The sequence below is a fragment of the Aeromonas sp. 600774 genome, from assembly GCF_049175075.1.
Classification (GTDB): Bacteria; Pseudomonadota; Gammaproteobacteria; order Enterobacterales; family Aeromonadaceae; genus Aeromonas; species Aeromonas veronii_A.
Window position 1 is genome coordinate 53803 of sequence record NZ_JAAKUJ010000010.1, and the last position, 23828, is coordinate 77630.

23 protein-coding genes and 2 pseudogenes are annotated in these 23828 nt (G+C 58.5%); 16 read left to right on the top strand and 9 right to left on the bottom strand.

All coding sequences use genetic code 11. The annotated features are described in order from the left end of the window. Nucleotides 1–42 precede the first annotated feature (42 nt). Nucleotides 43–1623: an alpha/beta hydrolase gene (locus G5171_RS12215; RefSeq protein WP_421260237.1), complete on the bottom strand. Its 1581-nt coding sequence runs from the start codon at nucleotides 1621–1623 to the stop codon at nucleotides 43–45. A 184-nt stretch (nucleotides 1624–1807) separates the two neighbouring features. Beyond that, a complete protein-coding gene (gdhA, locus tag G5171_RS12220) occupies nucleotides 1808–3154 on the bottom strand; it encodes an NADP-specific glutamate dehydrogenase (protein ID WP_421250380.1) in 1347 nt (448 codons plus the stop codon). Between the two features lie 572 nt (nucleotides 3155–3726). On the opposite strand from gdhA, the gene rluF reads away from it, so the two are divergent. Beyond that, nucleotides 3727–4743 (top strand): 23S rRNA pseudouridine(2604) synthase RluF, encoded by a 1017-nt coding sequence (gene rluF / locus G5171_RS12225; protein ID WP_421250379.1) that lies wholly within the window; start codon nucleotides 3727–3729, stop codon nucleotides 4741–4743. A gap of 67 nt (nucleotides 4744–4810) precedes the next feature. On the opposite strand, the gene G5171_RS12230 is transcribed toward rluF, so the two are convergent. Together G5171_RS12230 and G5171_RS12235 are read right to left on the bottom strand one after the other, a co-directional pair. After that, nucleotides 4811–6085, bottom strand: coding sequence for a cyanate transporter (locus G5171_RS12230; RefSeq protein ID WP_421260238.1), 1275 nt, complete (start codon nucleotides 6083–6085; stop codon nucleotides 4811–4813). Continuing rightward, nucleotides 6078–6608 carry a nucleoside deaminase gene (locus tag G5171_RS12235; RefSeq protein ID WP_421260239.1) on the bottom strand — a complete coding sequence of 177 codons (531 nt, stop codon included), beginning with the start codon at nucleotides 6606–6608 and terminating at the stop codon, nucleotides 6078–6080. Before G5171_RS12235 ends, G5171_RS12230 begins: the two co-directional genes overlap by 8 nt. Before the next feature lie 109 nt (nucleotides 6609–6717). Between G5171_RS12235 and G5171_RS12240 the strand changes: the two genes are divergently transcribed. Continuing rightward, complete coding sequence (locus G5171_RS12240) at nucleotides 6718–7560, top strand: LysR family transcriptional regulator (RefSeq protein ID WP_421250376.1); 843 nt, start codon at nucleotides 6718–6720, stop codon at nucleotides 7558–7560. A 47-nt stretch (nucleotides 7561–7607) separates the two neighbouring features. On the opposite strand, the gene rsmS is transcribed toward G5171_RS12240, so the two are convergent. The 3 genes from rsmS to G5171_RS12255 all read right to left on the bottom strand — a co-directional run bounded on the left by rsmS (nucleotide 7608) and on the right by G5171_RS12255 (nucleotide 8651). Further along, a complete protein-coding gene (rsmS, locus tag G5171_RS12245) occupies nucleotides 7608–7763 on the bottom strand; it encodes a pleiotropic regulatory protein RsmS (protein ID WP_076493688.1) in 156 nt (51 codons plus the stop codon). Between the two features lie 94 nt (nucleotides 7764–7857). Continuing rightward, nucleotides 7858–8328: an acyl-CoA thioesterase gene (locus G5171_RS12250; RefSeq protein ID WP_227342392.1), complete on the bottom strand. Its 471-nt coding sequence runs from the start codon at nucleotides 8326–8328 to the stop codon at nucleotides 7858–7860. A gap of 20 nt (nucleotides 8329–8348) precedes the next feature. Then, on the bottom strand, nucleotides 8349–8651 hold the full coding sequence (locus G5171_RS12255) for a hypothetical protein (protein ID WP_227342393.1): 303 nt from the start codon (nucleotides 8649–8651) through the stop codon (nucleotides 8349–8351). A 141-nt stretch (nucleotides 8652–8792) separates the two neighbouring features. Between G5171_RS12255 and G5171_RS12260 the strand changes: the two genes are divergently transcribed. The 4 genes from G5171_RS12260 to metC all read left to right on the top strand — a co-directional run bounded on the left by G5171_RS12260 (nucleotide 8793) and on the right by metC (nucleotide 13037). Continuing rightward, nucleotides 8793–9431, top strand: coding sequence for a tellurite resistance TerB family protein (locus G5171_RS12260; RefSeq protein WP_139690650.1), 639 nt, complete (start codon nucleotides 8793–8795; stop codon nucleotides 9429–9431). Between the two features lie 154 nt (nucleotides 9432–9585). Next, nucleotides 9586–10044 (top strand): GNAT family N-acetyltransferase, encoded by a 459-nt coding sequence (locus G5171_RS12265; RefSeq protein WP_421250375.1) that lies wholly within the window; start codon nucleotides 9586–9588, stop codon nucleotides 10042–10044. 494 nt (nucleotides 10045–10538) lie between these two features. Then, nucleotides 10539–11780, top strand: coding sequence for a dicarboxylate/amino acid:cation symporter (locus tag G5171_RS12270; protein ID WP_421260240.1), 1242 nt, complete (start codon nucleotides 10539–10541; stop codon nucleotides 11778–11780). Nucleotides 11781–11837: 57 nt separating this feature from the next. Continuing rightward, the gene (gene metC / locus G5171_RS12275) at nucleotides 11838–13037 is read left to right on the top strand and encodes a cystathionine beta-lyase (RefSeq protein WP_421250373.1); all 1200 of its coding nucleotides are present in this window, start codon (nucleotides 11838–11840) and stop codon (nucleotides 13035–13037) included. 109 nt (nucleotides 13038–13146) lie between these two features. Here the strand turns inward: metC and G5171_RS12280 are convergent, their stop codons facing one another. Next, on the bottom strand, nucleotides 13147–14082 hold the full coding sequence (locus tag G5171_RS12280) for a LysR family transcriptional regulator (RefSeq protein ID WP_421250372.1): 936 nt from the start codon (nucleotides 14080–14082) through the stop codon (nucleotides 13147–13149). Between the two features lie 527 nt (nucleotides 14083–14609). On the opposite strand from G5171_RS12280, the pseudogene G5171_RS12285 reads away from it, so the two are divergent. After that, nucleotides 14610–15527, top strand: a pseudogene (locus G5171_RS12285) (IS5 family transposase). A gap of 77 nt (nucleotides 15528–15604) precedes the next feature. Beyond that, nucleotides 15605–15691 (top strand): annotated as a pseudogene (locus tag G5171_RS12290) (GNAT family N-acetyltransferase); the annotation flags it as partial. A 93-nt stretch (nucleotides 15692–15784) separates the two neighbouring features. Here the strand turns inward: G5171_RS12290 and G5171_RS12295 are convergent. Then, nucleotides 15785–17200: a PLP-dependent aminotransferase family protein gene (locus G5171_RS12295; protein ID WP_421250371.1), complete on the bottom strand. Its 1416-nt coding sequence runs from the start codon at nucleotides 17198–17200 to the stop codon at nucleotides 15785–15787. Between the two features lie 122 nt (nucleotides 17201–17322). Here G5171_RS12295 and G5171_RS12300 point away from each other — a divergent pair, with 122 nt between their 5' ends. The 8 genes from G5171_RS12300 to G5171_RS12335 all read left to right on the top strand — a co-directional run bounded on the left by G5171_RS12300 (nucleotide 17323) and on the right by G5171_RS12335 (nucleotide 23799). Continuing rightward, nucleotides 17323–18894: a cytochrome ubiquinol oxidase subunit I gene (locus G5171_RS12300; protein ID WP_421171885.1), complete on the top strand. Its 1572-nt coding sequence runs from the start codon at nucleotides 17323–17325 to the stop codon at nucleotides 18892–18894. Continuing rightward, entirely contained in the window at nucleotides 18894–20033 is a 1140-nt protein-coding gene (cydB, locus tag G5171_RS12305; protein WP_421250370.1) for a cytochrome d ubiquinol oxidase subunit II, read from the top strand. Before G5171_RS12300 ends, cydB begins: the two co-directional genes overlap by 1 nt. A gap of 16 nt (nucleotides 20034–20049) precedes the next feature. After that, nucleotides 20050–20160 carry a cytochrome bd-I oxidase subunit CydX gene (gene cydX, locus G5171_RS12310; RefSeq protein ID WP_005337572.1) on the top strand — a complete coding sequence of 37 codons (111 nt, stop codon included), beginning with the start codon at nucleotides 20050–20052 and terminating at the stop codon, nucleotides 20158–20160. 120 nt (nucleotides 20161–20280) lie between these two features. Further along, nucleotides 20281–21240 carry an MBL fold metallo-hydrolase gene (locus G5171_RS12315; protein WP_421250369.1) on the top strand — a complete coding sequence of 320 codons (960 nt, stop codon included), beginning with the start codon at nucleotides 20281–20283 and terminating at the stop codon, nucleotides 21238–21240. After that, the gene (locus G5171_RS12320) at nucleotides 21233–21562 is read left to right on the top strand and encodes a hypothetical protein (RefSeq protein WP_128815724.1); all 330 of its coding nucleotides are present in this window, start codon (nucleotides 21233–21235) and stop codon (nucleotides 21560–21562) included. Before G5171_RS12315 ends, G5171_RS12320 begins: the two co-directional genes overlap by 8 nt. Next, on the top strand, nucleotides 21550–22407 hold the full coding sequence (locus tag G5171_RS12325; protein ID WP_421260241.1) for a DUF692 domain-containing protein: 858 nt from the start codon (nucleotides 21550–21552) through the stop codon (nucleotides 22405–22407). Before G5171_RS12320 ends, G5171_RS12325 begins: the two co-directional genes overlap by 13 nt. Beyond that, nucleotides 22400–23194, top strand: a complete 795-nt coding sequence (locus G5171_RS12330; protein WP_421260242.1) for a putative DNA-binding domain-containing protein — start codon at nucleotides 22400–22402, stop codon at nucleotides 23192–23194. The genes G5171_RS12325 and G5171_RS12330 overlap by 8 nt, the downstream gene beginning before the upstream one ends. After that, nucleotides 23191–23799: a DoxX family protein gene (locus tag G5171_RS12335; protein ID WP_421260243.1), complete on the top strand. Its 609-nt coding sequence runs from the start codon at nucleotides 23191–23193 to the stop codon at nucleotides 23797–23799. Before G5171_RS12330 ends, G5171_RS12335 begins: the two co-directional genes overlap by 4 nt. Nucleotides 23800–23828 lie beyond the last annotated feature (29 nt).

Genomic DNA, 23828 nt, shown 5'->3' on the forward strand with positions numbered 1-23828 from the left:
CGCCAAGCACGTCGGCCGCTTGGCCGATGTGGCAGAGACGCCCTAGAAAGGCGCGCTGCTCTCGTCGCTCTCCTGTAAAAACTGCTCCACTTCTGCCTGATAGGCCGCATCAAGTTGACTGCTGCTGGCAGGGTTTACGGCCGCAGGCCGGGCGACGGGAAGGGCGGTGAGGGTCTCCATCACCCGCTGCTGCAGATAGGGGTAGAAGGGGTTGGAGGAGGTGCGGGTGAGGGCGCCGGGGTTGACGATCAGCACGCCGCGCTCGCCACGCAGGGCCAGACCGCCGAGATTGATGCCGTATTGCTCCCGCTGCTCCGGGCGCGCCGCCATGCCATAGAGGGGATCGTCCATCGGGAAGGGGAGCGCCACATGGGAGAGGGAGTAGGTCTCCTTGGGATAATCGATACCCAGCGGGCGGGCCTGCTCAGACTGATCTGTGCTGGCCAGCGTTCTGGCCTGCGTCGCGGGGGAGGTGGGCTCGATATTGCCCACCACGGTGAGGCGATAGTGCCCGGGGGCGTTTGGCAGCAAGCGGTGCAGCGCCAGCTCGGAGGCCGAGTTCATCAGCGGGCCAAACAGGGTGCTGCGGTTGATATCAAACAGCACCAGTTCGCTGCCGTTGGCCGGCAGGTAGTGGTAGAGATCTGCAATGATGGAGCGGGTGCTGACGGTGTAGTCCATCACCGACTGGAAGGTGAGTGCGGGGGGAAATGCCGCCAGCTCGCCACTGGCGGCCAGCTGGCGCACCTGCTGCTGGATGGCGTGGGTCAGGCGGTAGGACTGGCGCGCCCCGTTGACCGGAAACGAGTTGTACTTGAACGGGTTGAACTCCGGCATGGTGTCGAGCCAGGCGGCGTTGGCAAAGGCGGGCAGCATGGCAGGCACGGCCTTGAGCCCGGCGAAGCGGGCAAAGCGGGTCACCCCGATCATCGGAGAGATCAGTACCAGCCGATCCGGTTTTGCCAGTGCGCCGCTCGGGTCGGCCAGTGCATCGAGCGCATATTTCACCGCCAGCGCGCCGCCGTTGGAAAAGCCCACCAGATGCAGCGGCCGCTTGCCCGGCGCCAGCAATCTGGCCTCCCGCACCGCCAGTCGGGTGGCGGCCAGCCAGGTCTCCCAATCCACATCCACGAGGCCAGCGGGCACAGTGCCGTGGCCGGGGAGCCTCAGCCCCAGCGCGATAAAGCCCTGCTGCTGATAGCGTCTGGCCAGATGGCGCAGGCTGTAGGGGGAGTCGGTCAGGCCGTGCAGCAGCACCGCTACCCCTTTGACTTCCCCCTCGGGGCGCAGCAGGTAGGAGCGGTTCCAGTTCTGCTGAAAGCGGGCGGGATTGATGGGGGCGTCCTGATAGTAGCGATTGCTGGCCAGTTGCTGCACCGGCGGTGTCTTGGCGACTACCTCGGTGGCCACCAGCTCGAACAGCTCTGCTTCGCGGGCCAGATAGGCTTGCCAGTCGCTGCGATCGAGCTCATCGGCACTGAGTTCGGGGGGCACCACTGTGTGCCACAGCTGCAGCGGCGCTGCCTGCCAGGCGAAGTAGGCGATCACCGCCCATGCGGTCAGCAACAGCAGCAACAGGGTCAGCAGAGCACGGCGAACAAGGCGGCGAGTGTGAGCCAGCATGGTGCAATCCTTGGCGATAGGGGCGGGGTGAGTCAGGCACAGAAAAAGTGCTGAAAATTGGCTTAAAGCCTAATAGAAACAAAATGATAAGTACAGGCAGCGAGCCGTTTACCCTTTGAAACAGAGGGCAGCCTTGGGGCTGCCCTCTTTCATATGATGATCAGTCGGTACGGTGGCCAGGGCGTCAGCAGACCCCTTGCGCCAGCATGGCGTCGGCCACCTTGACGAAACCGGCAATGTTGGCGCCGCTTTCGTAGTTCACATGGCCTTGCTCGTCCTGGCCATAGCGCACGCAGGTGGCGTGGATGCTGGTCATGATCCCCTTGAGACGAGCGTCTACCTCCTCCCGGTTCCAGCAGAGACGCTGGGCGTTCTGGCTCATCTCGAGGCCCGAGGTGGCGACCCCGCCGGCGTTGGCGGCCTTGCCCGGGGCGAACAGCACCCTTGCTTCGTGGAAAAGGCGGATGGCGGTGGCGCTGGAAGGCATGTTGGCCCCCTCGGCGACCAACTGCACGCCGTTTGCGATCAGGACGGCGGCGTCCGATGCATCCAGCTCATTCTGGGTGGCGCAAGGCAGGGCGATGTCGGTCGCCAGATGCCAGGGGGTGCGGCCGCTGAAGAATTCCAGCCCCATCTCGTGGGCATAATCTGCCACCCGCTTGCGCTGCTCGTTCTTGAGTTCCATCAATCGGGCCAGCTTTTCGGGAGTGAAGCCCGCCGGATCGTAGACGGTGCCGCCGGAGTCGGAGGCGGTGATGACCCGTGCGCCGAGGGACATCGCCTTCTCGATGGCGTACTGGGCCACGTTGCCCGAGCCTGACACCGAGACCCGCATGCCATCCAGCGACTGACCGCGCTGTGCCAGCATGGCCTCGACGAAATAGAGCAGGCCGTAGCCAGTGGCTTCAGGACGGATCAGGCTGCCGCCAAAGGAGAGCCCCTTGCCGGTGAAAACGCACTCGGCGCTGTTGGTGAGCTTCTTCATCATGCCTGTCATGTAGCTCACTTCGCGTGCTCCCACCCCGATGTCGCCGGCCGGTACATCGGTGTTGGCACCGAGGTGGCGATGCAGCTCCAGCATCAGCGCCTGGCAAAAGCGCATCACCTCTCCTTCGCTCTTGCCCTTGGGATCAAAATCGCTGCCCCCCTTGCCGCCGCCCATGGGCAAGGTGGTGAGGGCGTTCTTGAAGGTCTGCTCGAAGGCGAGGAACTTGAGCACCGAGGTATTCACCGATGGGTGAAAGCGCATCCCCCCCTTGAAGGGACCGATGGCGGAGCTATGTTGTACCCGGTAGCCCCGGTTCACCTGCACCAGCCCTCGATCATCCACCCAGCTTACCCGAAACTGGATCAGCCGCTCTGGCTCCACCAGCCGCTCCAGCAGACCGTGTCGCAGGTAGCGCGGGTGGCGCTCAACATAGGGCCAAATGGATGCGATCACCTCGCTCACGGCCTGAATGAACTCCGGTTGGTGCGGATTGCGGCTGGTGACCTGGGCCATAAAATCCGCTTGGGAGAGGGAATGACTCATCTGTAACTCCTGTAGTGAAGGGTAAACATGGCCTCTTGCCAGAGAAAAGTGCATGCCCCGAGCTCCGGATATAGAGACAGAAAAAGGGGATAAATGCAGGCAAAATTCGTTATTTGATGCGTTCAGAAAAGATTGTTCTGTTACTTGCCGAAAACCATGTAAAAGTGTGATGTGAGGGCAAGATAATTCGTGATGGCGATTATCTTTTTATGCTTATTTTTTAGATAAATAGCAAGAAATTATCTTGTGTATTCAGTGTCAGAAAGTACGTATTGCATAGAAGATGAATAATTTCAGGCTCTGAGCTGTTGCGCCGGCAGGCTTGACATGGTGGGAACGATGGCGGTTTGTGACGTGGGGGGGGACAAGACTGCTGACTCCGTCGATGGTGGTGGACAAAGAAGTATCCGGCGAACGGCGCCCGGCGATGTGCTAATGTAGCGCCCTGATATTCCAACCAGATTGTGCTGTGTTTTTGATACGGAGCTTTATGCAGATCCCACCGACCCTCCATCGGCAGATGTGGCCGACCCGTTTTACCCTCTCTTTTATCGCAAATGAACAGGTGACCCATGCTGGCTAACGAATCCATGCGCCTGAACAAATACATCAGCGAGAGCGGTATCTGTTCGCGCCGCGAGGCCGACAGCTTTATCGAGCAGGGCCACGTCTTTATCAACGGCAAGCGCGCCGGGATTGGCGATCAGGTGCAGGTTGGTGATCTGGTCAAGGTGAACGGTCAGGTGATCGAGCCGCGCGAGGCGGACAGTCTGGTGCTAATCGCCCTCAACAAGCCGGTGGGCATCGTCAGTACCACGGAGGCGGGCGAGAAGGACAACATCGTCGATTTCGTCAACCACAGCACCCGGGTCTTCCCCATCGGGCGGCTCGACAAGGATTCGCAGGGTCTGATCTTCCTTACCAACCACGGCGATCTGGTAAACAAGATCCTGCGGGCAGGCAACGATCACGAGAAAGAGTATCTGGTGACCGTCGACAAGCCGGTGACCGACGAGTTTGTGCGCGGCATGGCGGCCGGGGTGCCGATCCTCGGTACTGTCACCAAGAAGTGCAAGGTGAAGAAAGAGGCGCCGTTCGTCTTTCGCATCACCCTGGTGCAGGGGCTTAACCGCCAGATCCGCCGCATGTGCGAGCACTTCGGTTTTGAAGTGACCAAGCTGGAGCGCATTCGCATCATGAACGTCAGCCTCAAGGGGCTGCCGGTGGGCGAGTGGCGCGATCTGACCGACGACGAGCTGATCGATCTGTTCAAGCTGATTGAGGACTCCTCCTCCGAGGTGAAACCGGCCAAATGCGACAAACCGAAGGCGGCCAAGGCTCCTGCGGCGCAAACCGCCAAGCCGGCCCAAGGCAAGAAGCCGCGCCGCGATGATGATCACGAGATTGGCGGGCGCCCCAATGTGCCGGGCCCGGAAGCTTTCGAGAAGAAGCTGCCGGTGGGCAAGGGTGGCGCGGGCAAAGGTGCTGCCAACAGGGGCGGTGCTGGCAAAGGGGCTCCCAAGGGAGGCAAACCGGCCGCTGGCAAGCCGCGCACCGCTAACACAGGGCGGCAGAAGAAGGGGCGCTGAGTTGCCCCTCTGAGTGGCGTCAGCCGACCTTGTCATCCCCAACACTGTTATCCCCAACACACCGGCCTTAGGCCGGTGTGTTGCTTTGGGCCGCAGAGTCGGTTGGGAGGGGCGCTGAAAGGGTCGGTTCGCTGGCGGCCGGTAGCCGCATGACGCGAGGGTAGTGGCGCGGGTCGAGGCGCAGCACCAGCAGGCTCATCAGCAGCAAGCCTCCCAGTTGCCACTGCCAGGCGGCCGCAAAATCGCCCACATAGTGATAGAGCCGTGCCGCCACCCAGGGGCCGGTGGCCGCCAGCATAAAGCCGAATCCCTGCATCAGGGCGCTCAGGGTGCCCGCGCGGCGCGGGTCGGGCAGGTGATCGAGCGCAATCACCATGATCAGCGAAAAGCTGCCGCCAAGACCGGCACCGCACAGCATACACCAGAGAATGGGGGCACTGGCTGGCGCCAGCCAGAGGCCGCCGAATCCCGCCAGCTGCATGGCGATGGCAAGGCCCATCCAGGGTCGTCGATCCAGACTGCGCGCCGCCAGCAGCGGCAAGCCGAGACCGCTGGCGGTCTGCGCCAGTGCCAGCCAGGCGACCAGCCCGCCAGCCTGTGCAGCGTTCCAGCCCTGCGCCATATAGGCGGGGGCCAGCCAGGCCACCACGATGCCGTAGCCGCTGTTAATGATGCCAAAGCAGACGATCAGCAACCAGCTGCGGGGCAGGGTGATCAGCCGTTGCTCGCCGTGGGGAATGGCGACCGCTGCGGTGTTTGGCAGACGCACTTTCCACCCTAGCCAGACGAGGGCCAGCAGCACCGGCAGGCTCCAGAGCGCCAGTGCCCGCGACCAGTCGAGGCTGACTGCAAGCCTTGGGGTGAGACTGGCCCCCAATGCCCCGCCCCCCATCATGCAGGCAGAGAAGATCCCCATCACCAGCGGCACCTTGTGGGCGAAGGCCTGCTTGATCAGTGCCGGCAGCACCCCCTGCACCAGTGCCGACCCCAATCCACACAGCGCCGCGCTGGCGATCAGCAAGGCACCGCTTTGGGCATCGAAGCGCATAGCGCTGCCAACGCCGAGCAGCAACAGGGCCAGCCCCAGCAGTTGGCACGCACTGGCGCGCCGACGCAGGCTGGGAGTGAGCAGCACGCCAATCCCGATGAGCCAGAGCGGCAGCAGGGTAAGCCAGGCGAGGGTGTCCATCCCCAGCGACAGGGCGCGGCCAATCTCGCCGCTCAGCGGGCCGATGGCGGTAAGAAAGGGGCGCAGATTCAGGCCAGTCAGGATCACCAGCACCAGCAGGGCAAACTGCTGGCGGCGCGCTTCTGCCGGGCGTTCGAAAGTCCCTTTACTCATGATCAGGCGCTGCTTGTGTGGCTTGTTGTAACTGGGAGCCGTAGAGATCCGCCGCCGTCATGGTGACGGCCAGTTTGACCAGCGGCAGAGGTGGCGGTGCCAGCGGCAGTCCCAGCGTTTGATAGGCGGCAGTGCTGTCAAAGCCGAACGGGGCCGCATCGGCGTTATCAAAGGCGTAATAGACGGCGGCTATACCGTTCATCACCAGCGTGCCGAGGCACATGGGGCAGGGGTGACCGCTGGCATAGACGATGCTGCCCGCGAGCGGCGCGCTCTGGCTTGCCTTGCGCAGCGCCTCCAGCTCGGCGTGACGGGTGGGATCGCCATCCAGATGAATGCCGTTGACCGCGCTCGCCACCAGCTGGTCATCGCGCACCAGCAGGGCGGCGAAGGGGCGACCGCCCTGCCGGTGATTTGCTCTGGCCAGTTGCACCGCCTGCTCCAGCCATTGTCGGTGAGTCTGGAGTGAGGTTGATGGGGTGAGCGAGCGAAGAGGGGTAGACGCTACAAGAGGCTGTGACATGATGAAAAACCCTGATTTGACAGAACAAATGCCAGCCTAGCGGCGAAAAAAGTCATTTGGAAATTAAATGATAGAATGAGTTTCAGTGGTTTTGTAAATGGAGTGCCCCATGCTGGATCCCCTGTTGCTGCGCAGTTTTGTCGCCATTATCGACACCGGCAGTTTTACCCGCGCCGGTGAACGGGTTCATCTGACCCAATCCACCATCAGCCAGCAGATCCGCCGCCTTGAGCAGCAGCTCGGCTGCCCGCTGCTCGATCGCGCTGGCCGAAGGGTGGTGGCGACGGCGGAGGGGGAAAAATTGCTGGGGCTGGCCCGCCGCATTCTGGCGCTGCTGGCGCAGGCCGAAGAACAAGTGACGGAAGGGAGCGTGGCGCTCAGCCTCGGGGTGCCGGAGGATTTCGCCGCCGGTGCCATCACCCCGGTACTGGCCGCCTTTGCCCGCGATTACCCCGAGGTGCGGCTGGAGGTGGAGAGCGGCCTGAGCCACGAGATCTGGCAGCGCTTCGAGGCGGGAGAGCTGGATCTGGCGCTGGTCAAACAGACGCGGGGGCAGGGTTCGCCCCTTGCCAGCTGGCGCGAGCCGCTGGTGTGGGTCGACAGCCGCGACTGGCCCGCCCGGGAACGGGATCCGCTGCCGCTGGTGGTGTTCCCGAGCGAAGGGCTCTATCGGCGCCAGATGACCGAGGCGCTCGATGGTCTGGGGCGGCGTTGGCGTATCGCCTATGTCAGCGCCAGCCTCGCCAGTTTGCAGGGGGCGGTGAGCGCGGGGATCGGGGTGAGCTTGCTGCCCAAACGGCTGATGCCCGCCGATCAGCTGGCCCTGACCCAGTGGCCCAAGGTGGCGCCGGTGGAGCTGGCGCTCCATGCCGGAGGACGTGGGAGCGAGCCGCTCACCCGCTTGAGTGCGGCCCTAATCGCCCTCTGTGACGAGGTGATGGGGCCGCAGTGAGTGGCTATGTGGTGAAAAACTGAAGTCGGAAAGATAAAACGGGGGGATCAGTGATCCTTCCCCTCCGCCAGCTTGCGCTCGTAGTCATTTTTTACGATGGTCAGCGCCGCCAGCACCAGCTCGGGGGCCAGCTCATTGGTTTCCAGCAGTTCAATCAGATCCACCGCGAGTTTCACCTCGGGCGGGGCAGTTTCCAGTGACATGGGCAGGGTTCCGGTTGCGGGAAGAGGGGGGATTATACAGGGGCGCCGTCGTTGGCCGAAAGCGCCCGCTCTGTCGGGTTGTGAGGCACCAAGGTCAGAGGTGCTGGCGCATCTCCTTGTCGATCTCCTCGCGCAGGGCGATCAGCTTTTTGGCGTACTGCTGCAACTGCAGATCGCTCTCGCTCACCGGCTGCCACTGGGGCACCGGGGTCGGTTTGCCCTGCTCATCCATCGCCACAAAGATGATGATGCAGTGGGTGGTCTTGTGGCGCTCGGTGTCGGTGGGGTGGCGGCTGTAGACATCCACCGCCAGATGCATGCTGGTGGTGCCGGTGTGGATCACCTGAGCTTGCACCTCCACCAGCTGGCCAATCTGGATGGGGCGCAAAAAGCGGATCCCCCCTACATAGACGGTCACCGCATAGCCGCCACACCAGCCAGCGGCGCAGGCATAGCCCGCCTGATCGATCCACTTCATCACCATGCCGCCATGCACCTTGCCGCCGAAGTTGACGTCAGAGGGTTCGGCCAAAAATTGCAGGGTCAGTTCACGGGGGGGGATCATGCTCTCTCCTTGGTTCGGGGTCATTGACGGTAGCTCTTGCGGTAGGCGTCAGCCTGTTGGCAGGGGGGCAGGTTGTTGAGGTCGGGCCGCTTGTTGCCCTCGCGCTGACCGAAGCTGGTGAACTCCTGCTGACACTTGTCGGCCTTGCCGCCCTCCTTGATGCAGGCGTCGATCCGCTGTTGCTTGCCCTGCTCGACCAGTTGCTGCTGAGCTTGCTGGCAGGCGGCATCCAGCTTGGCCTGCTGGGCTGAGCGATCCAGCTCGCTGGCGGCACTGGCAGTGCCGCACAACAGCAGAACCACGAAAGGGGTGATGATGCGCATCCTGATGCTCCTTGTTGACCTGTTTCAGGTATACCGCGAATGGCGGCAGGATGCACAGGGGACGGCGCAATAATGGGGCCCATTCACTCTTGGTTCATCAGTCTGGCGCCAGCATGGGCCGAACAATAGCGAGGTGCCACGATGAAACAGATGCTGGAACAGTTGTTGGGGGCTGGCAAAGGCTGGCTCAACGAAGGCGGCGACAAGCGCAAGGGGCAGATGCAGGGAGCGCTGGCCGGTGGCGCGCTCGGTCTGCTGCTGGGCAATAAAAAAGTGCGCAAATATGGCGGCAAGGCCGCTGCCGTGGGCGGCGCGGCGGCCCTTGGCGGGCTGGCCTACAAGCTCTATCAGGATTGGCAGGCCCAGCAGGCGGCACCCGCCCAGCCTACCCATCCCGTCAGTACCCTGGAAGGCAATGCGCTGGATGCCCGCGCGGCACTCTTGGTGCGTGCCATGGTGGCGGCAGCCCGGGCCGATGGCCATATCGACGGCGCCGAGCGCCAGAAAATTCAGGAGTACCTGACCGAACAGGGTCAGAGCGATGTGGCCCGCTGGATTGACGCCGAGCTGGCCCGTCCCCTCGATCCCCATGCGCTGGCGCGGGAAGTGACCGACATGGAGCTGGCCACCGAGGTCTATCTCGCCTCCCTGCTCGCCATCGAGGTGGATCACTTTATGGAGCGAGGCTATCTCGACGAACTGGCGCGCGCCCTCAAGCTCGATGACAACCTCAAGGGGAGCATCGAGCGGCAGGTGGCCCAGCTTAACGCCCCCGCTTGATATCCCTCATCGCCATGGATTGCCGATAACGCCCCGCTCAAGGGGCGTTGTTGTTTCTGCTGCCCGCCAAAAGATACGGATGAGCCTATTTGGATTGTGGGGCACAGCCCCTAAGATGGCGCAGGACCATCACCATTTTTGCAAGGAGCAACCGTTGGAGATACGCAAGGCAAGCGAACTGGATATCGACGCCATTGTCGAGCTGAACCGGCAGATTGGAGAGCTCCACCATCAGCACTATCCCGAGGTGTTCTGCCCGCCGTCACCAGAGGAGCGGGCATTTTTGCTCGATGCCATTGCCGCCGAAGGGCGTCTGTTCTGCGTTGCCGAGCAGGATGGCAGGGTGGTGGGCTTTTTGACGGCGCGGATAGACATCAATGAGAGCGTGCCTTTTCTCACCCGTGCGCCGATCTGCCGCATTGGCTCGGTGGTGGTGGATGAGCAGCACCGCTCCCGCGGGATTGGCAAGGCGCTGATCGCCCATTGCGATGAGTGGGCCAAGGCCCGTGATGCTCAGCAAATCCGGCTGGAGGTGATGGCCTTCAACGAGCGTGCCAAAGCCCTCTACGAGGCGCTGGGGTTCAAGGTGCAGTCACAGATCATGGCGAAATAGGCGCTGAGCAGAGGTCATCTGTTTGTATGATTTCTAAGTAGCTTATTGGTGTTGTGATTGGCTTATCGAAATTGTTGATATGTCACTTAGCGTTTCGTACCACGATGATGCCCCGTGATAGAGTGCTCAAGTTCCGCTGACTAAACAGCGGGCGAGCACTTCAATCAGGAAGCATAAGATAACGCACTTGTTGCTGTTAAGTTAATTTGGTGGAGCTGAAAAACCTGTGATGCGAACCATTCATTTACACATTAACTATCAGCAATGCCACCTTGGCAACTGTTTCCTTTATGTCATCAGTGATGTGATTAAATGGTATCAATCTGACATTACATTATTCAGTGAGAAATGTAATGATACATCACGTAATCAGTTTACTCATGACTAGCTGACATAATAAAAGCGGATAGTGGATGTATCAGTTTCTTATAAAATACAAGTCTTGATATCGTGACCTGCGTCTCATATTCATTAAAATGTGAAGGGGTTTTGACATGTGGAAATATTTTGAGCCCTACAAGGCATCAATTGTTCTTTTAATATCTTTAGCTATTGGCGGTGTGCTCGGAGTATACATCCCTGAAACCGCATTAAAGCTGCAACCTATAGGGAAAATATTTCTTAATTTATTGTTCATGATCATTGTTCCGTTAGTGAGCGTCAGCGTGATGTCATCTATTGCGGGAATGTCGGATCTGAAAAAATTAGGTAAGATATTAACCGTGATCTTTTTTGTTTCAATTATCATGGCATTAATTCCTGCTGCCGGTGTAGTTGGGCTAGCAACACTGTTTGATCCAGCCCAAGGTGTGACGATAACATTGGCTGATAAATTCAACTCAGGCAGTGGCGAAATGGATTTTGTCAACATGGTCACAACTAATGATTTTGTTGGCCTCTTGTCTAAATCAAATATCTTGGCTCTCATCATCATGTCGGTCATTGCGGGGATTGCGATTGGTCAATCTGGTGAACAAGGCAAAAATATTGCAGAATCCCTAAATGGCTTGAATATAGTCATAATGAAGATTGTATCTATCATCATGACAGGCGCTCCAATTGGCTTGGGTTGTTATTTCGCTGCGACGATGGCTAGCCAAGATTCGCAATTGCTGGTGACGTTTGCTCGTGCCATTATGATGTTTTTTGCTGCGACACTGATATATTTTGTTTTTGGTTCAAGTATATATTCATGGCTGGGTGGTGGTATGCCAGCGGTGAGAGCTTTTTGGAAAAATGCAGTTGAACCCTCTGCGACTGCATTAGGTACTTGTTCCTCTCTAGGAGCATTGCCGGTGAATATTCGTGCCGCAAAAGCGATGGGGATCAATGAAGAGATAGTAGACATTTCCTTGCCACTGTTAGTCAATCTAAACAAAGGTGGCGTGGCAATGATTGCAGCATTGAAAATTGTGTTTATTTTCTCTGTATTAGGTATGGACTTTACAGCGGAAATCTTCTTTTTGACAATGTTAATTTCTGTATTGTCGGCGATTATTGTTGGTGGTGTTCCTGGGGGAGCATTTTTAGGAGAAATATTTATTGTGACAACATTGGGCTTGCCTCTAGAAGCCATTCCGATGTTGGTTGTTCTTGGCACACTAACCGATGCCCCAGCGACCCTGATAAACGTGATTCATGATTTACCTGCTGCGCAGATTGTTGAGCGTTTCACAAAAAAATTGAATCCTCATGAAAGTTTAACGGTTGAGCAAAACTTGGCATGCTCTGAGTAATATATGGTTAATAATGCGATAAAAATCAGTTGTATTGTATAAAATAGGACTAATTCAATGACATCCAAAAAATATGAAACAGCATTCATTACAGCTGGGCGTGAACTAAAATATACACAGGGCTCAGTTAATCCTGTCATTCAGCGAGCATCTTCACTGGTATTCAAAACGGTGAAAGATAAAAAATTTGCAACTGAAAACAGGGCAAAAGGAGAGTTGTTTTATGGGCGCCGCGGCACGCTAACCCACTTTTCATTTCAGCAGGCAATGATTGATCTGGAAGGGGGGGCGGGATGCTCGCTCTACCCTTGTGGGGCCGCAGCAGTAACCAACGCAATATTGGCATTTGTGGCACAAGGTGACCATATCCTCATGACCGGGGCGGCCTATGAACCTACGCAGGATTTTTGTACCAAAGTCTTGTCACGTTTAGGAGTAGAAACGACATTTTATGATCCTTTGATTGGCTCAGGTATTTCCAGTCTGGTTAAGCCAAACACCAAGGTGCTATTTCTTGAGTCACCAAGCTCCGTTACGATGGAAGTTCAAGATGTCCCAGGTATGGTAAAAGCGGCTCGCGCCATTAATCCAAACATTGTAATTATGATGGATAATACTTGGGCTGCAGGTGTTCTCTTTAAGGCATTGGATTACGGTATAGATATTTCAATTCAAGCAGGAACAAAATATATTGTTGGTCACTCCGATGCCATGTTAGGAACCGCAGTAGCAAATGAGCGCTGCTGGGATCAATTACGTGAAAACTCGTACCTGATGGGACAAATGCTGGATGCAGATACTGCTTATGTTGCCAGCCGTGGCCTAAGAACGTTAGGATTGCGTTTGAAGCAACATGAAGAAAACAGCATTCGTATTGCGAAATGGTTATCTGAACGAACAGAGGTTGAGCAAGTTAACCATCCGGCTCTGCCATCTTGCCCAGGACATGAGTTTTACAATCGAGATTTTAACGGTTCCTGTGGGCTTTTCTCTTTTATATTGAAAGAGCATTTGAGTGCAGAGCAGATAGCTATTTATCTTGATAACTTCAAACACTTTAGCATGGCGTATTCATGGGGTGGGTTTGAGTCTTTGATTTTGGCGAATCAACCAGAAGAGTTAAATCAAATAAGACCGGCCGGAAAAGTGACGTTTGCAGGAACTCTGGTTCGTGTACATATTGGTTTAGAGTCTGTAGATGATTTGATTGAGGATTTGGAAGCGGGCTTTAAGCGTTTGGCTGAATTTAGAGTTTAAATCTCAATAGCAATGTTATTTGGGATGTATAATTCTGAAGATAAATAGTTAGTGATTTTTACTATCTCAAAGGGCTTGCCATATTGTGGTAAGCCCTTAAAAATTTTATTTACTCGGGCTTGTCTGTCATCCACTGGTCCCATATAGGAAGTGGTTGTAGCGTTTCGAACATAAAATCGATAAATGAACGTACCTTTGGATTGGTATATCGGCAAGGAAAGTACAAGGCATATAATCCATGGGTATTGTGAATCAGTTCATCGTCTAGAGTAAGCGGAATTATATCACCTTGGCGTATATGGTCACCTAATAGATAGGTTGGAAGATATGCAATACCTTGATGTTGCAACACTGCTTTTAATAAGACCAGACTACTATTGGCTTGTATCGGCACTTTGATTTTAAGTGATTGTTGAAGACCATCACCATCCACATTTTTCATCACAGGGGTTAATCCTGGATAAATCAAACATTGATGGTTTTCTAATTGTGAAATTGAAGTTGGTTTGCCATTGCATTTTAAATATTCAGGACTGGCGCAGTATGCCCAATTGATTGAGGCTAATTTTCGTAAAGAATAGTTCTGTGGTGGGTTGGATGTAACTCTCAAAGCAATATCAAAGTTACACTCATTTAAATTGACAAAATTATCGTTCAGATCGATGTATAAATTTACATCTGGATACTTTTTTTGATATTGGTCAATGAGTGATATTAACTGGGTATAGCCAAAAGCCATTGAGCACGTTATTCTCAACTCACCCTGAGGGTGGTTATAAAATCCCGCAGTGGTATTGAGTGATTCATCTATATCCAAGAGCAACTGGGTCGCCCGTTCATAGAGATATTGACCCGCATCGGTGAGCGTCAAGCTTCTGGTGGTTCGCTTCAGTAACGTCGTGCCCAGTTGTGACTCTAAATTTGATAACCCTTTACTGATAGCTGATGGCGATACATTTAGTTGAATACCAGCCTCTTTAAAACCACCACACTCGACAATTTTAACCAAAATTTCCAATTGTTTTAGTGATGCTAAGTTACTCATAGTTTCCTTAAATCCACAGTGTCAGTGCTCGTAGCCGTAGAGTCAAAATTGAATGCCTTGTCCCGGGTAGGTACGAAATCAACCGATTGATGGCCAACAAGTTGGGTGGAGACTGGTTTTACCGCATCATTCCAGAGTTTGTTGGAAATCCGGAGTGAGTCCGCGCCCATTCTGGGTTTGGATTCATCATCTTGAAGATTTGAATAGACCGATACTCTATCGGGGCTGTTTTGTTTGAACGCGGTTGTATCTATCGGATTGGTGACAATGACTACTACTGGTTTTGCATGTGCTGGTGAGGGGTGATAATACGCGATTTAACCCCCCGGCTGGCAGTCGCAAGATCACAAAACAGCTAATTTATAATCAAATTTCAGCTTGGTTATGTGCAGTGGTGTCACGTCCCTCTTGGAGGGTGGTTTGCCTTAAAGCAAGGCCCGGCGTTGTTTCCCAAATCGATACAGCTTGAATGGAACTAACTGAGGACTTGGTGATCTGATCACCACCATCCTCTTCAAGTCTGCATCATAGGCACATCGCTTCACCCCATCACCAACTGGCCTCAATACAACAAGTCTTTGATTAACCGAGGTTCACTCACCTTCTGGGTTGATGTCGAGGCCATGTGCAACTGGTTTCACCACGACCATCATGGACAACGGGGACGCAGCCAGCTCAACACCGACCAGACCATCTGCACATTCCTGATGCTCAAGGGGATTTTCAGCCTCACGCTTCGCGCAACTCAGGGGCTACTCGACTCCCTGTTCGAGTTGATGAACGTACCGCTTTGTGCCCCCGATTACAGTTGTGTCAGCAAGCGGGCCCGCACGGTGACGGTGGCTTATCGACAGCCCCCAAAAGGACGTATTACCGATTTGGTTATCGACTAAACCGGGCTGAAGGTGTTTGGTGAAGGCGAGTGGAAGGTCAGAAAACACGGCGCCGAAAAGCGCCGAGTCTGGCGCAAGTTGCATTTGGCGGTAGACCCGGCAACCCACGATGTCGTGGCAGCAGAAGTGTCATTGGAGAATGTCCATGATGCCGAAGTGTTGCCGACCTTACTCAATCCACTGCGGCGCAAGCTGGAGCGTGTTTATGCGGATGGCGCCTACGACAGCAAAGCCAGCCATCAGCTGATAGCAGGTAAAGGGGCGACAGCCTGTATCCCGCCTCGCAAGAACGCGGGGTTATGGAAAAAGGGACACGCAAGAAATGAGGCCGTGCTGGTAATGCGTAAGGAAGGGCTGGCGCACTGGAAGAAGATATCGGGATACCACCGTCGCTCGCTGGCAGAGACGGCGATGTATCGGTTCAAGCAGTTGTTGGCGGGGAAAATCAGTCTGCGTAACTACAACGGCCAAGTGGGAGAGGTCATGGCATACGTATGTGCGATGAACAAACTGAATGCCCTTGGCCTACCTGTCAGAAAGCCCCGAGTGTAGCGCTCACCCGGGGCTGGGAACGTCATGACTTGCTGGCTGATTTGGGAAACAACGCAGCAAGGCCCCATTCTGATGAACTGGAGGTGATAGCCTTCAACGAGCGCGCCAAAGCCCTCTACGAGGCGCTGGGTTTCAAGGTGCAGTCGCAGATCATGGCCAGATGAGCTGTTTGTTATGGCGAGTAACGCCGCGTCACTCCCCAACCACAAAGGCCCGTTACGGGCCTTTGTTCGTTTCGTCAGCGGCTCTTTGCCTTGTTACTTTTCACTGAGCTGTGCGGCAATCAGCGCGGCCAGTCGGGTGAGGGCCTGCTCCAGCTGCTCGCTCCAGGGATGGGAGCTGTTGAGGCGCAGGCAGTGGTTGTGTTGTCCCTGACTGGAAAAGAGCGCGCCGGGGGCTACTGAAAAACCACTGCCCAGAGCCTTGGCGTGCAGGGCGCGGCTGTCGAAATGGGCAGGCAGCGCCAGCCAGAGAAAGTAGCCGCCATCGGGGGAGGAGATCCGCACCTCGTCCGGCAACAGCCGTTGCAGGGCCGCCCGCATCTGCTGCTGGCGCTGGGCCAGGGTGTGGCGCAGACGGCGAAAGTGGGCATCGACCCCGCCCTGACGCAGTATCTCGGCCAGCGCCAGCTGGCTCGGCACATTGGTGGAGAGGGTGGACATCAGCTGCAGCCGCTGGATCCGCTCGGCATGGGGCCCCGCCACCACCCAGCCGACCCGAAAGCCCGGCGCCAGACACTTGGAGAAGGAGCTGCAGAGCAGGCTGTCACCGCGCTGATCCCAGTGCTTGATGGGCTTGGGGCGCTCGCGACCGAAGTAGACCTCGGCATAAACGTCATCCTCCACCAGCGGCACCTTGTGGGCGCTGAGCAGCGCCATCAGCCCCCGTTTGTGCGCATCCGGCATGGTGTGGCCCAGCGGGTGCTGCACATTGCCCATCAGCCAGCACGCTTTGATCGGCATCTGGCTGAGGGCATCTTCCAATAGCGCCAGATCGATACCTACCCCCGGGATCACCGGGATCTCCACCGCCTTGAGTTTCAGCCGCTCGATGGCCTGCAGGGCGCCATAGAAGGTGGGGGACTCTACCACCACCCAGTCACCGGGCTCGGTCAGCACCTGCAGGCTGAGGGAGAGCGCCTCCATGGCGCCGGTGGTGATGATGATCTCCTGCGGATTGACCGCCACCCCGTCGCTGGCATAGCGCTGGGCGATGGCGCGGCGCAGCGCCTCGTTGCCGGGGGGCAGGTCGGCCACCGTGCTGAAGGGGTCGAGTTTGCGCATGCAGCTGGCCAGCGCCCGCCCGAGCTGGGGATGGGGGAACAGGGTCGGATCGGCCACCGACATGCCAAGGGGCACCAGCGCCCGCGATTTGCTCGCCTGCAACACCTCGAACACCAGATCGTTGATATCCACCGAGCCGCTGTAGTGGGTCTGGCTCGGGGTGTGGCGCGCCACCTCTGGCGAGGCAGCCTTGACGTAGTAACCGGACTGGGGACGGGCGAGGATCCGCCCCTGACTCTCCAGCAACTGATAGGCCTGCAGCACCGTCATCGGGCTCAGGTTGTGGGTCTTGCAGCTCTGGCGAATGGAGGGGATGCGCTCCCCCGGTTGCCAGATGCCGTCATCGATCTCGCGGCTCAGGCGTTCGGCCAGTTGTTGGTAAAGAGGCATGATCCGGATCAACTGTTATAGGTGCTATTCACTATAACTGCATCTGTTATAGGTGTCATGACCCGTGGTGTACTTGTCCTGCATGAAACGTGCAAGGCAAATACAACAAAAGAGAGTGACGCATGATCAATCCGGATGACGTGGTCAGCCTGTCGCGCCTGCAATTTGGCGCCACGGCCCTGTTCCACTTCCTGTTTGTCCCCCTCACCCTGGGGCTGTCCTGGATCCTGGTGATCGCCGAGTCGGCCTATGTGATGACCGGCAAGGTGATCTATCAGGACATCACCCGCTTCTGGGGCAAACTGTTTGGCATCAACTTCGTCATGGGGGTCACCACGGGGATCACCATGGAGTTCCAGTTCGGCACCAACTGGGCCTATTACTCCCACTACGTGGGGGACATCTTCGGTACCCCGCTGGCCATCGAGGGGCTGATGGCCTTCTTCCTCGAATCAACCCTGGTGGGGCTCTTCTTCTTCGGCTGGGACAAGCTCTCCCGCGGCAAGCACCTGCTGGTGACCATGCTGGTGGCGCTCGGCTCCAACCTCTCGGCACTCTGGATCCTGATCGGCAATGGCTGGATGCAAAACCCGGTGGGGGCCGAGTTCAACCTGTTGACCCAGCGCATGGAGCTGGTGGATATCGCCGCCGTGCTGTTTAACCCGGTGGCGCAGGTGAAGTTCGTTCACACCGTTGCGGCGGGCTATGTGGCCGCCTCCATGTTCGTGATGGGGGTGAGCAGCTGGTATCTGCTGCGCAAGACGGAAGTGCAGTTTGCCCTACGCTCATTCGCCATCGCCTCCGGCTTCGGGTTGGCGGCCATCCTCTCGGTCATAGTGCTCGGGGATGAGTCGGGCTATCGCACCGGCGAGGTGCAGAAGGTCAAGCTCGCCGCCATCGAGGCGGAGTGGGAGACCGAGCCAGCGCCAGCCTCCTTTACCCTGTTCGGCTTCCCGGATCAGCAGGCGGAAACCACCCATGCCGCCATCAAGATCCCGTATCTGATGGGGATCATCGCCACCCGCTCCATCGACGAGGCGGTGACCGGCCTCAAGGATATCAAGGTGCAGAACGAGGCGCGCATTCGCAGCGGCATGGTGGCGGCAGAGGCCCTCGACCAGATCCGGCGGGGCGATGACACCCCGGCCAACCGCGCTCGCTTCGAGCAGCATGGCAAGGATCTCGGCTACGGCATGCTGCTCACCCCCTATGCCAGCAATATCGCCAAGGCCGGTGAGGCAGAGATTGCCAAAGCGGTCGATGACTCCATCCCGCCGGTGGCGCCGCTGTTCTGGGGCTTTCGGGTGATGGTGGGGCTTGGCGTCACCATGCTGGGGCTGATGGTGGTGAGCTTTGTTCAGCTCTGCCGCAACCGGCTGCAAGACTCGCCACGGCTGCTCAAGACCCTGCTCTGGAGCATTCCGCTGCCCTGGATTGCCATCGAGGCGGGCTGGCTGGTGGCCGAGCTTGGCCGTCAACCCTGGACCATCAGCGACGTGCTGCCGGTCTCGGCCTCGGTCTCTTTGCTTCAGCCGGGCCAACTCTGGTTCAGCCTCATCGCCATCTGTTCCATCTACACCCTGTTGCTGGTGGTGGAGCTGTTCCTGTTGCGCCATGTGATCCGCAAGGGGCCCGCCATTCTCCATACCGGCCGCTACAGCGGTGAACAACCCGAACTTGCGAGGATCGCCTGATGGATTACGCAACCCTGAAACTCATCTGGTGGGCGCTGGTGCTCTTCATGATGGTCGGTTTTATCGTGATGGATGGCTTCGATCTCGGCATCGCCATGCTGCTGCCGGTGGTGTCGAAAGATGACGACGACCGCCGTCTGGTGATCAACAGCGTGGGGCCGGTGTGGGAGGGCAATCAGGTGTGGCTGATTGCCGGTGCCGGTGCCTTGTTCGCCGCCTGGCCACTGGTTTATGCCGCCGCCTTCTCGGGGCTCTACATCCCCATGGTGGTGCTGCTGCTTGGGCTCTTTCTGCGTCCGGTCGGCTTTGACTATCGCAGCAAGCTGGCCGATCCGGTGTGGCGCCGCTGGTGGGATCGGGCGCTGGTGGCCGGCGGCCTGATACCGGCGCTCATCCTCGGTGCGGCTATCGGTCTGGTGATGGAGGGGCTGCCGTTTCGCTTCGACACGGCGCTGCGTCTGCACTATGGCGCGTTCGACTTCCACTGGGGCTGGCTGCTCTCGGTGCTGGCCACTGCCATCAGCCTGTTGCTGCTGCACGGCGCCGGTTTTCTACAAGCCAAGGTGACCGGCACCCCTGCGCTACGCGCACGGGGGATCGCCATCCTGCTGGCCCCGCTGGTGAGCCTCTGCTATCTGCTGGCCGGCTGGCATCTGGTGGATCTGCAAGGGTTTCAGCTGACCGGTGTCGGCACACAACCCTTTGACCCGAATGCCGCCATCAGCCCGCTGATGAAGGGGGTGATCCCCCACGCCGGAGGCTGGCTGCGCAACTACTTTGACTATCCGCTGCTGTGGCTGGTGCCGATCATCGGGGCGCTGGCGCCGCTGGTGAGCGGGATGGCCTCCTGGCTGGAGCGGGGCCGGATTGCGCTGCTGGCCAGCGCTATTGCCTGCGCCGCCATGCTCTGCTCGGTAGCCATCGCCCTGTTCCCCTTCGTGCTGCCCTCATCCCTCGATGCGGTCAGCAGCCTGACCCTGTGGGACAGCACCTCCAGCTACAAGACCCTGGCCATCATGTTCGGCCTCGTGCTGGTGCTGATGCCGGTCAACCTGGGCTACTCCGGCTGGGTCTATCGAGTGGTGCGCGGCAAGCTCGACCTTGCCCGCATCAAGCGCGACAGCCATCAACTCTACTGACCTCAAGGGATCTGCTATGTGGTACTTCACCTGGATTTTGGGCCTCGGATTCGCCCTGCTGCTGGGCCTGTGCAACCTGCTCTGGCTGGAAGCGCGCTGGCAGGCGGACGAACGGGACGGCAACTGACGGCGGGGGCTTGCGCCCCGCCACGGCCGGTGGTTGGCGTTCATACGTCGCCATCGGCCCCTCTCTCCCCCTCTTTAAACGACACACTTTCAACCGACAACCAACCGACAGGTAATTGTGATGAAACAGAGATTGAAAGCGGTGGCGCTGGCCATCGGGTGCGCGCTCACCGTCGCCCCGGCCTGTGCCGAACCGGTACAACTGACGCCACTGGATAAAGCCTTCACCCTGCAGGTGCTCGGCAGTGGTGGCCCCATCTCCGACGATCTGCGTGCCTCCTCCAGCGAGGTGATCTGGTGGAAGGGGAAATCCCGCATCCTGATCGATGCCGGTGGCGGCGTCTACCTGCGCTTCGGCCAGGCGGGGGCCAAGCTCGAAGAGGTCGATTTTATCGGCATCACCCACTTTCACACCGATCATGTGACCGACCTGCCTGCCCTGCTCAAGGGGGCCTACTTCTTCAAGCGCAGCGATCCGCTGGATCTGGCGGGGCCAGAGGCAGGCTCGGCCTTTCCCAGCATGAGCGGCTACTTTGATGCCCTCTTCAACAAGGACAAGGGCGCTTATGCCTACCTGAGCGGCTTCAAGGATGGCACCGATGGCCTCTTCCCCATCACCTTGCACGATGTGCCCTACCAGAGCCCGCAGCCCCATACCGTCTATCAGCAGGATGGGCTGACCATCACTGCACTCGGCATCCCTCACGGTGACGTGCCCTGTCTGGCCTATCGCATCGAGAGCGCCGAGGGGAGCATCGTTATCTCGGCGGATCAGAACGGCAGCAACCCGGCCTTTGTGCCGTTTGCCAAGGGGGCCGACATTCTGGTGATGCCGCTCGCCATCCACGAAGGGGCCGACCCTGTCTCCGCCTCGCTCCATGCCAAGCCATCTGTGGTGGCCAAAATTGCCGCCGAGGTGAACCCCAAGCTGCTGGTGCTCAACCACTGGATGGGGGTTGGCCTCAATCACAAGAAAGAGGCGATGGCCATCGTCAAGCAGCAGTTCCACGGCCAGATCGTGGCCGCCCGTGATCTCTCCAGTTACCCCGTTTCAGCAGTCAAGGAGTCCGCTCATGAGTAACTCAAGCAGCAACAAAACCACCGGCAAACTGACCCTCTCCATCGCCATGACCAGCCTGATTGCCCTGACCCCGGGACTTGCGCTGGCGGCCACCCCGAGCGATGCGCCGGTCAAGGCCGCCCCCAGCGAACAGCACGGCGGCAAGTGTGCGGCGGGCAAGTGCGGCACCGAGAAGCGCTTTGAAAAGCAAACCCTCGACAGTGATCCGCAGGGTCGACTGGTGCGCGCTCGCGATGGCAAGTGTGGCGTGGCGGGCGAGGGGATTGATGGCGACAGAGCCAGCAAGAGCAGCAAGATGACGGAGGGGGTATGCGGCCAATAAGCTCCCGCAGTCGGGGGATCGGGCTGCGCCAGGAGCATCTGGATGCGCTCTGCTCCGGCCCCGTCCGCCCCGGCATCGACTTTCTCGAGCTGGCGCCGGAGAACTGGATGGCCATCGGCGGCGCCAAGCGGGCGCAGCTGCATCAGCTGGCCGAGCGTTACCCGCTGGTGGCCCACGGCCTCAGCCTCTCTCTCGGCGATTGCCAGCCCCTCAATCGCACCCTGCTCAGCCAGATCCGCACCTTTCTGGACGAGTTTGGCATCGAGATCTATAGCGAGCATTTGAGCTTTTCCCGCGACCAACAGGGTTATCTCTACGAGCTATTACCGGTGCCGCGTCAGTGGGAGAACATCCCCTATCTGGCAGAGCGGATCGCGCAGGTGCAGGAGGCGCTGGCCCGCCCGCTGGTGCTGGAAAATATCTCCTACTACCACGGCTATGACCACGAGATGCCGGAGGAGGATTTTCTCGCCGAGCTGGTGGCACGCAGCGGCTGCGAGCTGCTGCTCGATATCAACAACGTCTTTGTGAACAGCCGCAACCACGGTTACTGCCCCAAGCGGATGATCGCCGGGCTGCCGGGCAGTGCGATCCGCTATTTCCATATCGCCGGTCATCTGGAAGAGGCGGACGGCACTTTATTGGATACCCATGGCAAACCGGTGTGCGAGGAGGTGGTGGCGCTGGCCCGTTATACGGTGCAGACCCACGGCCTGCGCCCCCTGCTGCTGGAGCGGGATCACCATCTGCCACCGCTGGCAGAGCTGGAGGCCGAGCTGGCGCGGGTGCACGGCACCTGTTGCGAGGCGATCGACAGTCAGGTGCAGGAGGTGCGCTATGGATAGACGGTTAGCTCTGATCAGCGCGCCCAAAACGGCCCCGCAGCGGATGCAGCAGCAGACCGCCTGGCTGGCGAGCCGGGTGCGGCTGCCGCAGGATGGCATCGCCAGCCACTATGCCCGCAGCGTGCGCGCCAATGTGGAGTCGGTGCTGGAGAGTGCCTTTCCGCTCACCCACGCTCACTGGGCGCCGGTGGACAGAGGGCAGCTGGTGGAGGGCTTTGTTATCCAGCACAGCGCCGAGGCCCCCGAGTTTCACCATATCGCCACCGAGTTTGTCCGCTATGTGCAGCATCGCCACAGTGAGGGCTCTCTCAACTGGCCCAGGCAGCGGCTGGCGCTGCTGGAGTACGAGTGGGCCTGCCTCTGTGTCGAGATTGACCAAGGGGTAGTGCCGCAAGTGTTGCCGTGGAATGAGGTAACGGCGGAGAGTTCGTTTGTGCTCAATCCCACCCTGCAACTGCTTGAACTCCCCTTTGCCATTCGTCGCAGCGGCGTGGTGCCGACCCGGCAGGGCAGCCACTTCTATGGCCTGTTTCGCAGCCCGGATCATCAGGTGGTGACCCAGTGCTTGCGCGAGTGGGATGTGGCGCTGATCCAGTTGCTGCAACAGCAACCGGGGATCACCCAAGCCACGTTCCTGCAACAGGTGCAACAGGTTCGCAGTGATTTTGATCTGAGCGAGTGGGCTCGCCATTTTCACCGGCTGGGTCTGCTGACCTTGTCCGTTGGCGAGCGCCAGCCCGGCGCCCCCTTGCCCCCATTTAGCAAACACCAAGGAGAATTCCCATGAACAACACCCTGATCCAGTGGTACGAGCGGGCGGTAGCCCAGTGCAAGCAGCTCGATTTTCTGGCCCTGCTGTCCATTCGTCTCTATCTCATTCCGGTCATCTATGTGGGGGCCCACTCCAAGGTGATGGGCTTTGCCGGCACGGTCGCCTGGTTTGGTGCGCCAGTCTCGGAAGGGGGGCTCAACCTGCCGTTCCCGACCCTGCTCGCCTTTCTGGCGGCGGGCACCGAGGTGCTGGGCTGCATCTGCATTGCCCTTGGCCTCTTTACCCGCATCATGGCCATTCCCACCATCTTCCTGATGAGCGTGGCGAGCGCCATGGTGCACTGGAAGCACGGCTGGGATGCCATCGCCACCGGCAGCATGGAGGCTACTGTGCGCCTCAACGGCTTTATCGAGTGGCTGGCCGCCAACTTCCCCGGTCGCTACAACTACATCACCGAGCTCGGGGATCCCGTGATGCTCAACAACGGGATGGAGTTTGCCGCCACCTACTTCGTGATGCTGCTGGTGCTGCTGGTTTACGGCGGGGGCCGCTACGTCAGCCTCGACTACTGGCTCAAGCGGGCGGTGACCGGCAAAGCCGGCGTGCAACAGGCGGCATAATGCTTGCCCACGGATAACAAAAACCATCA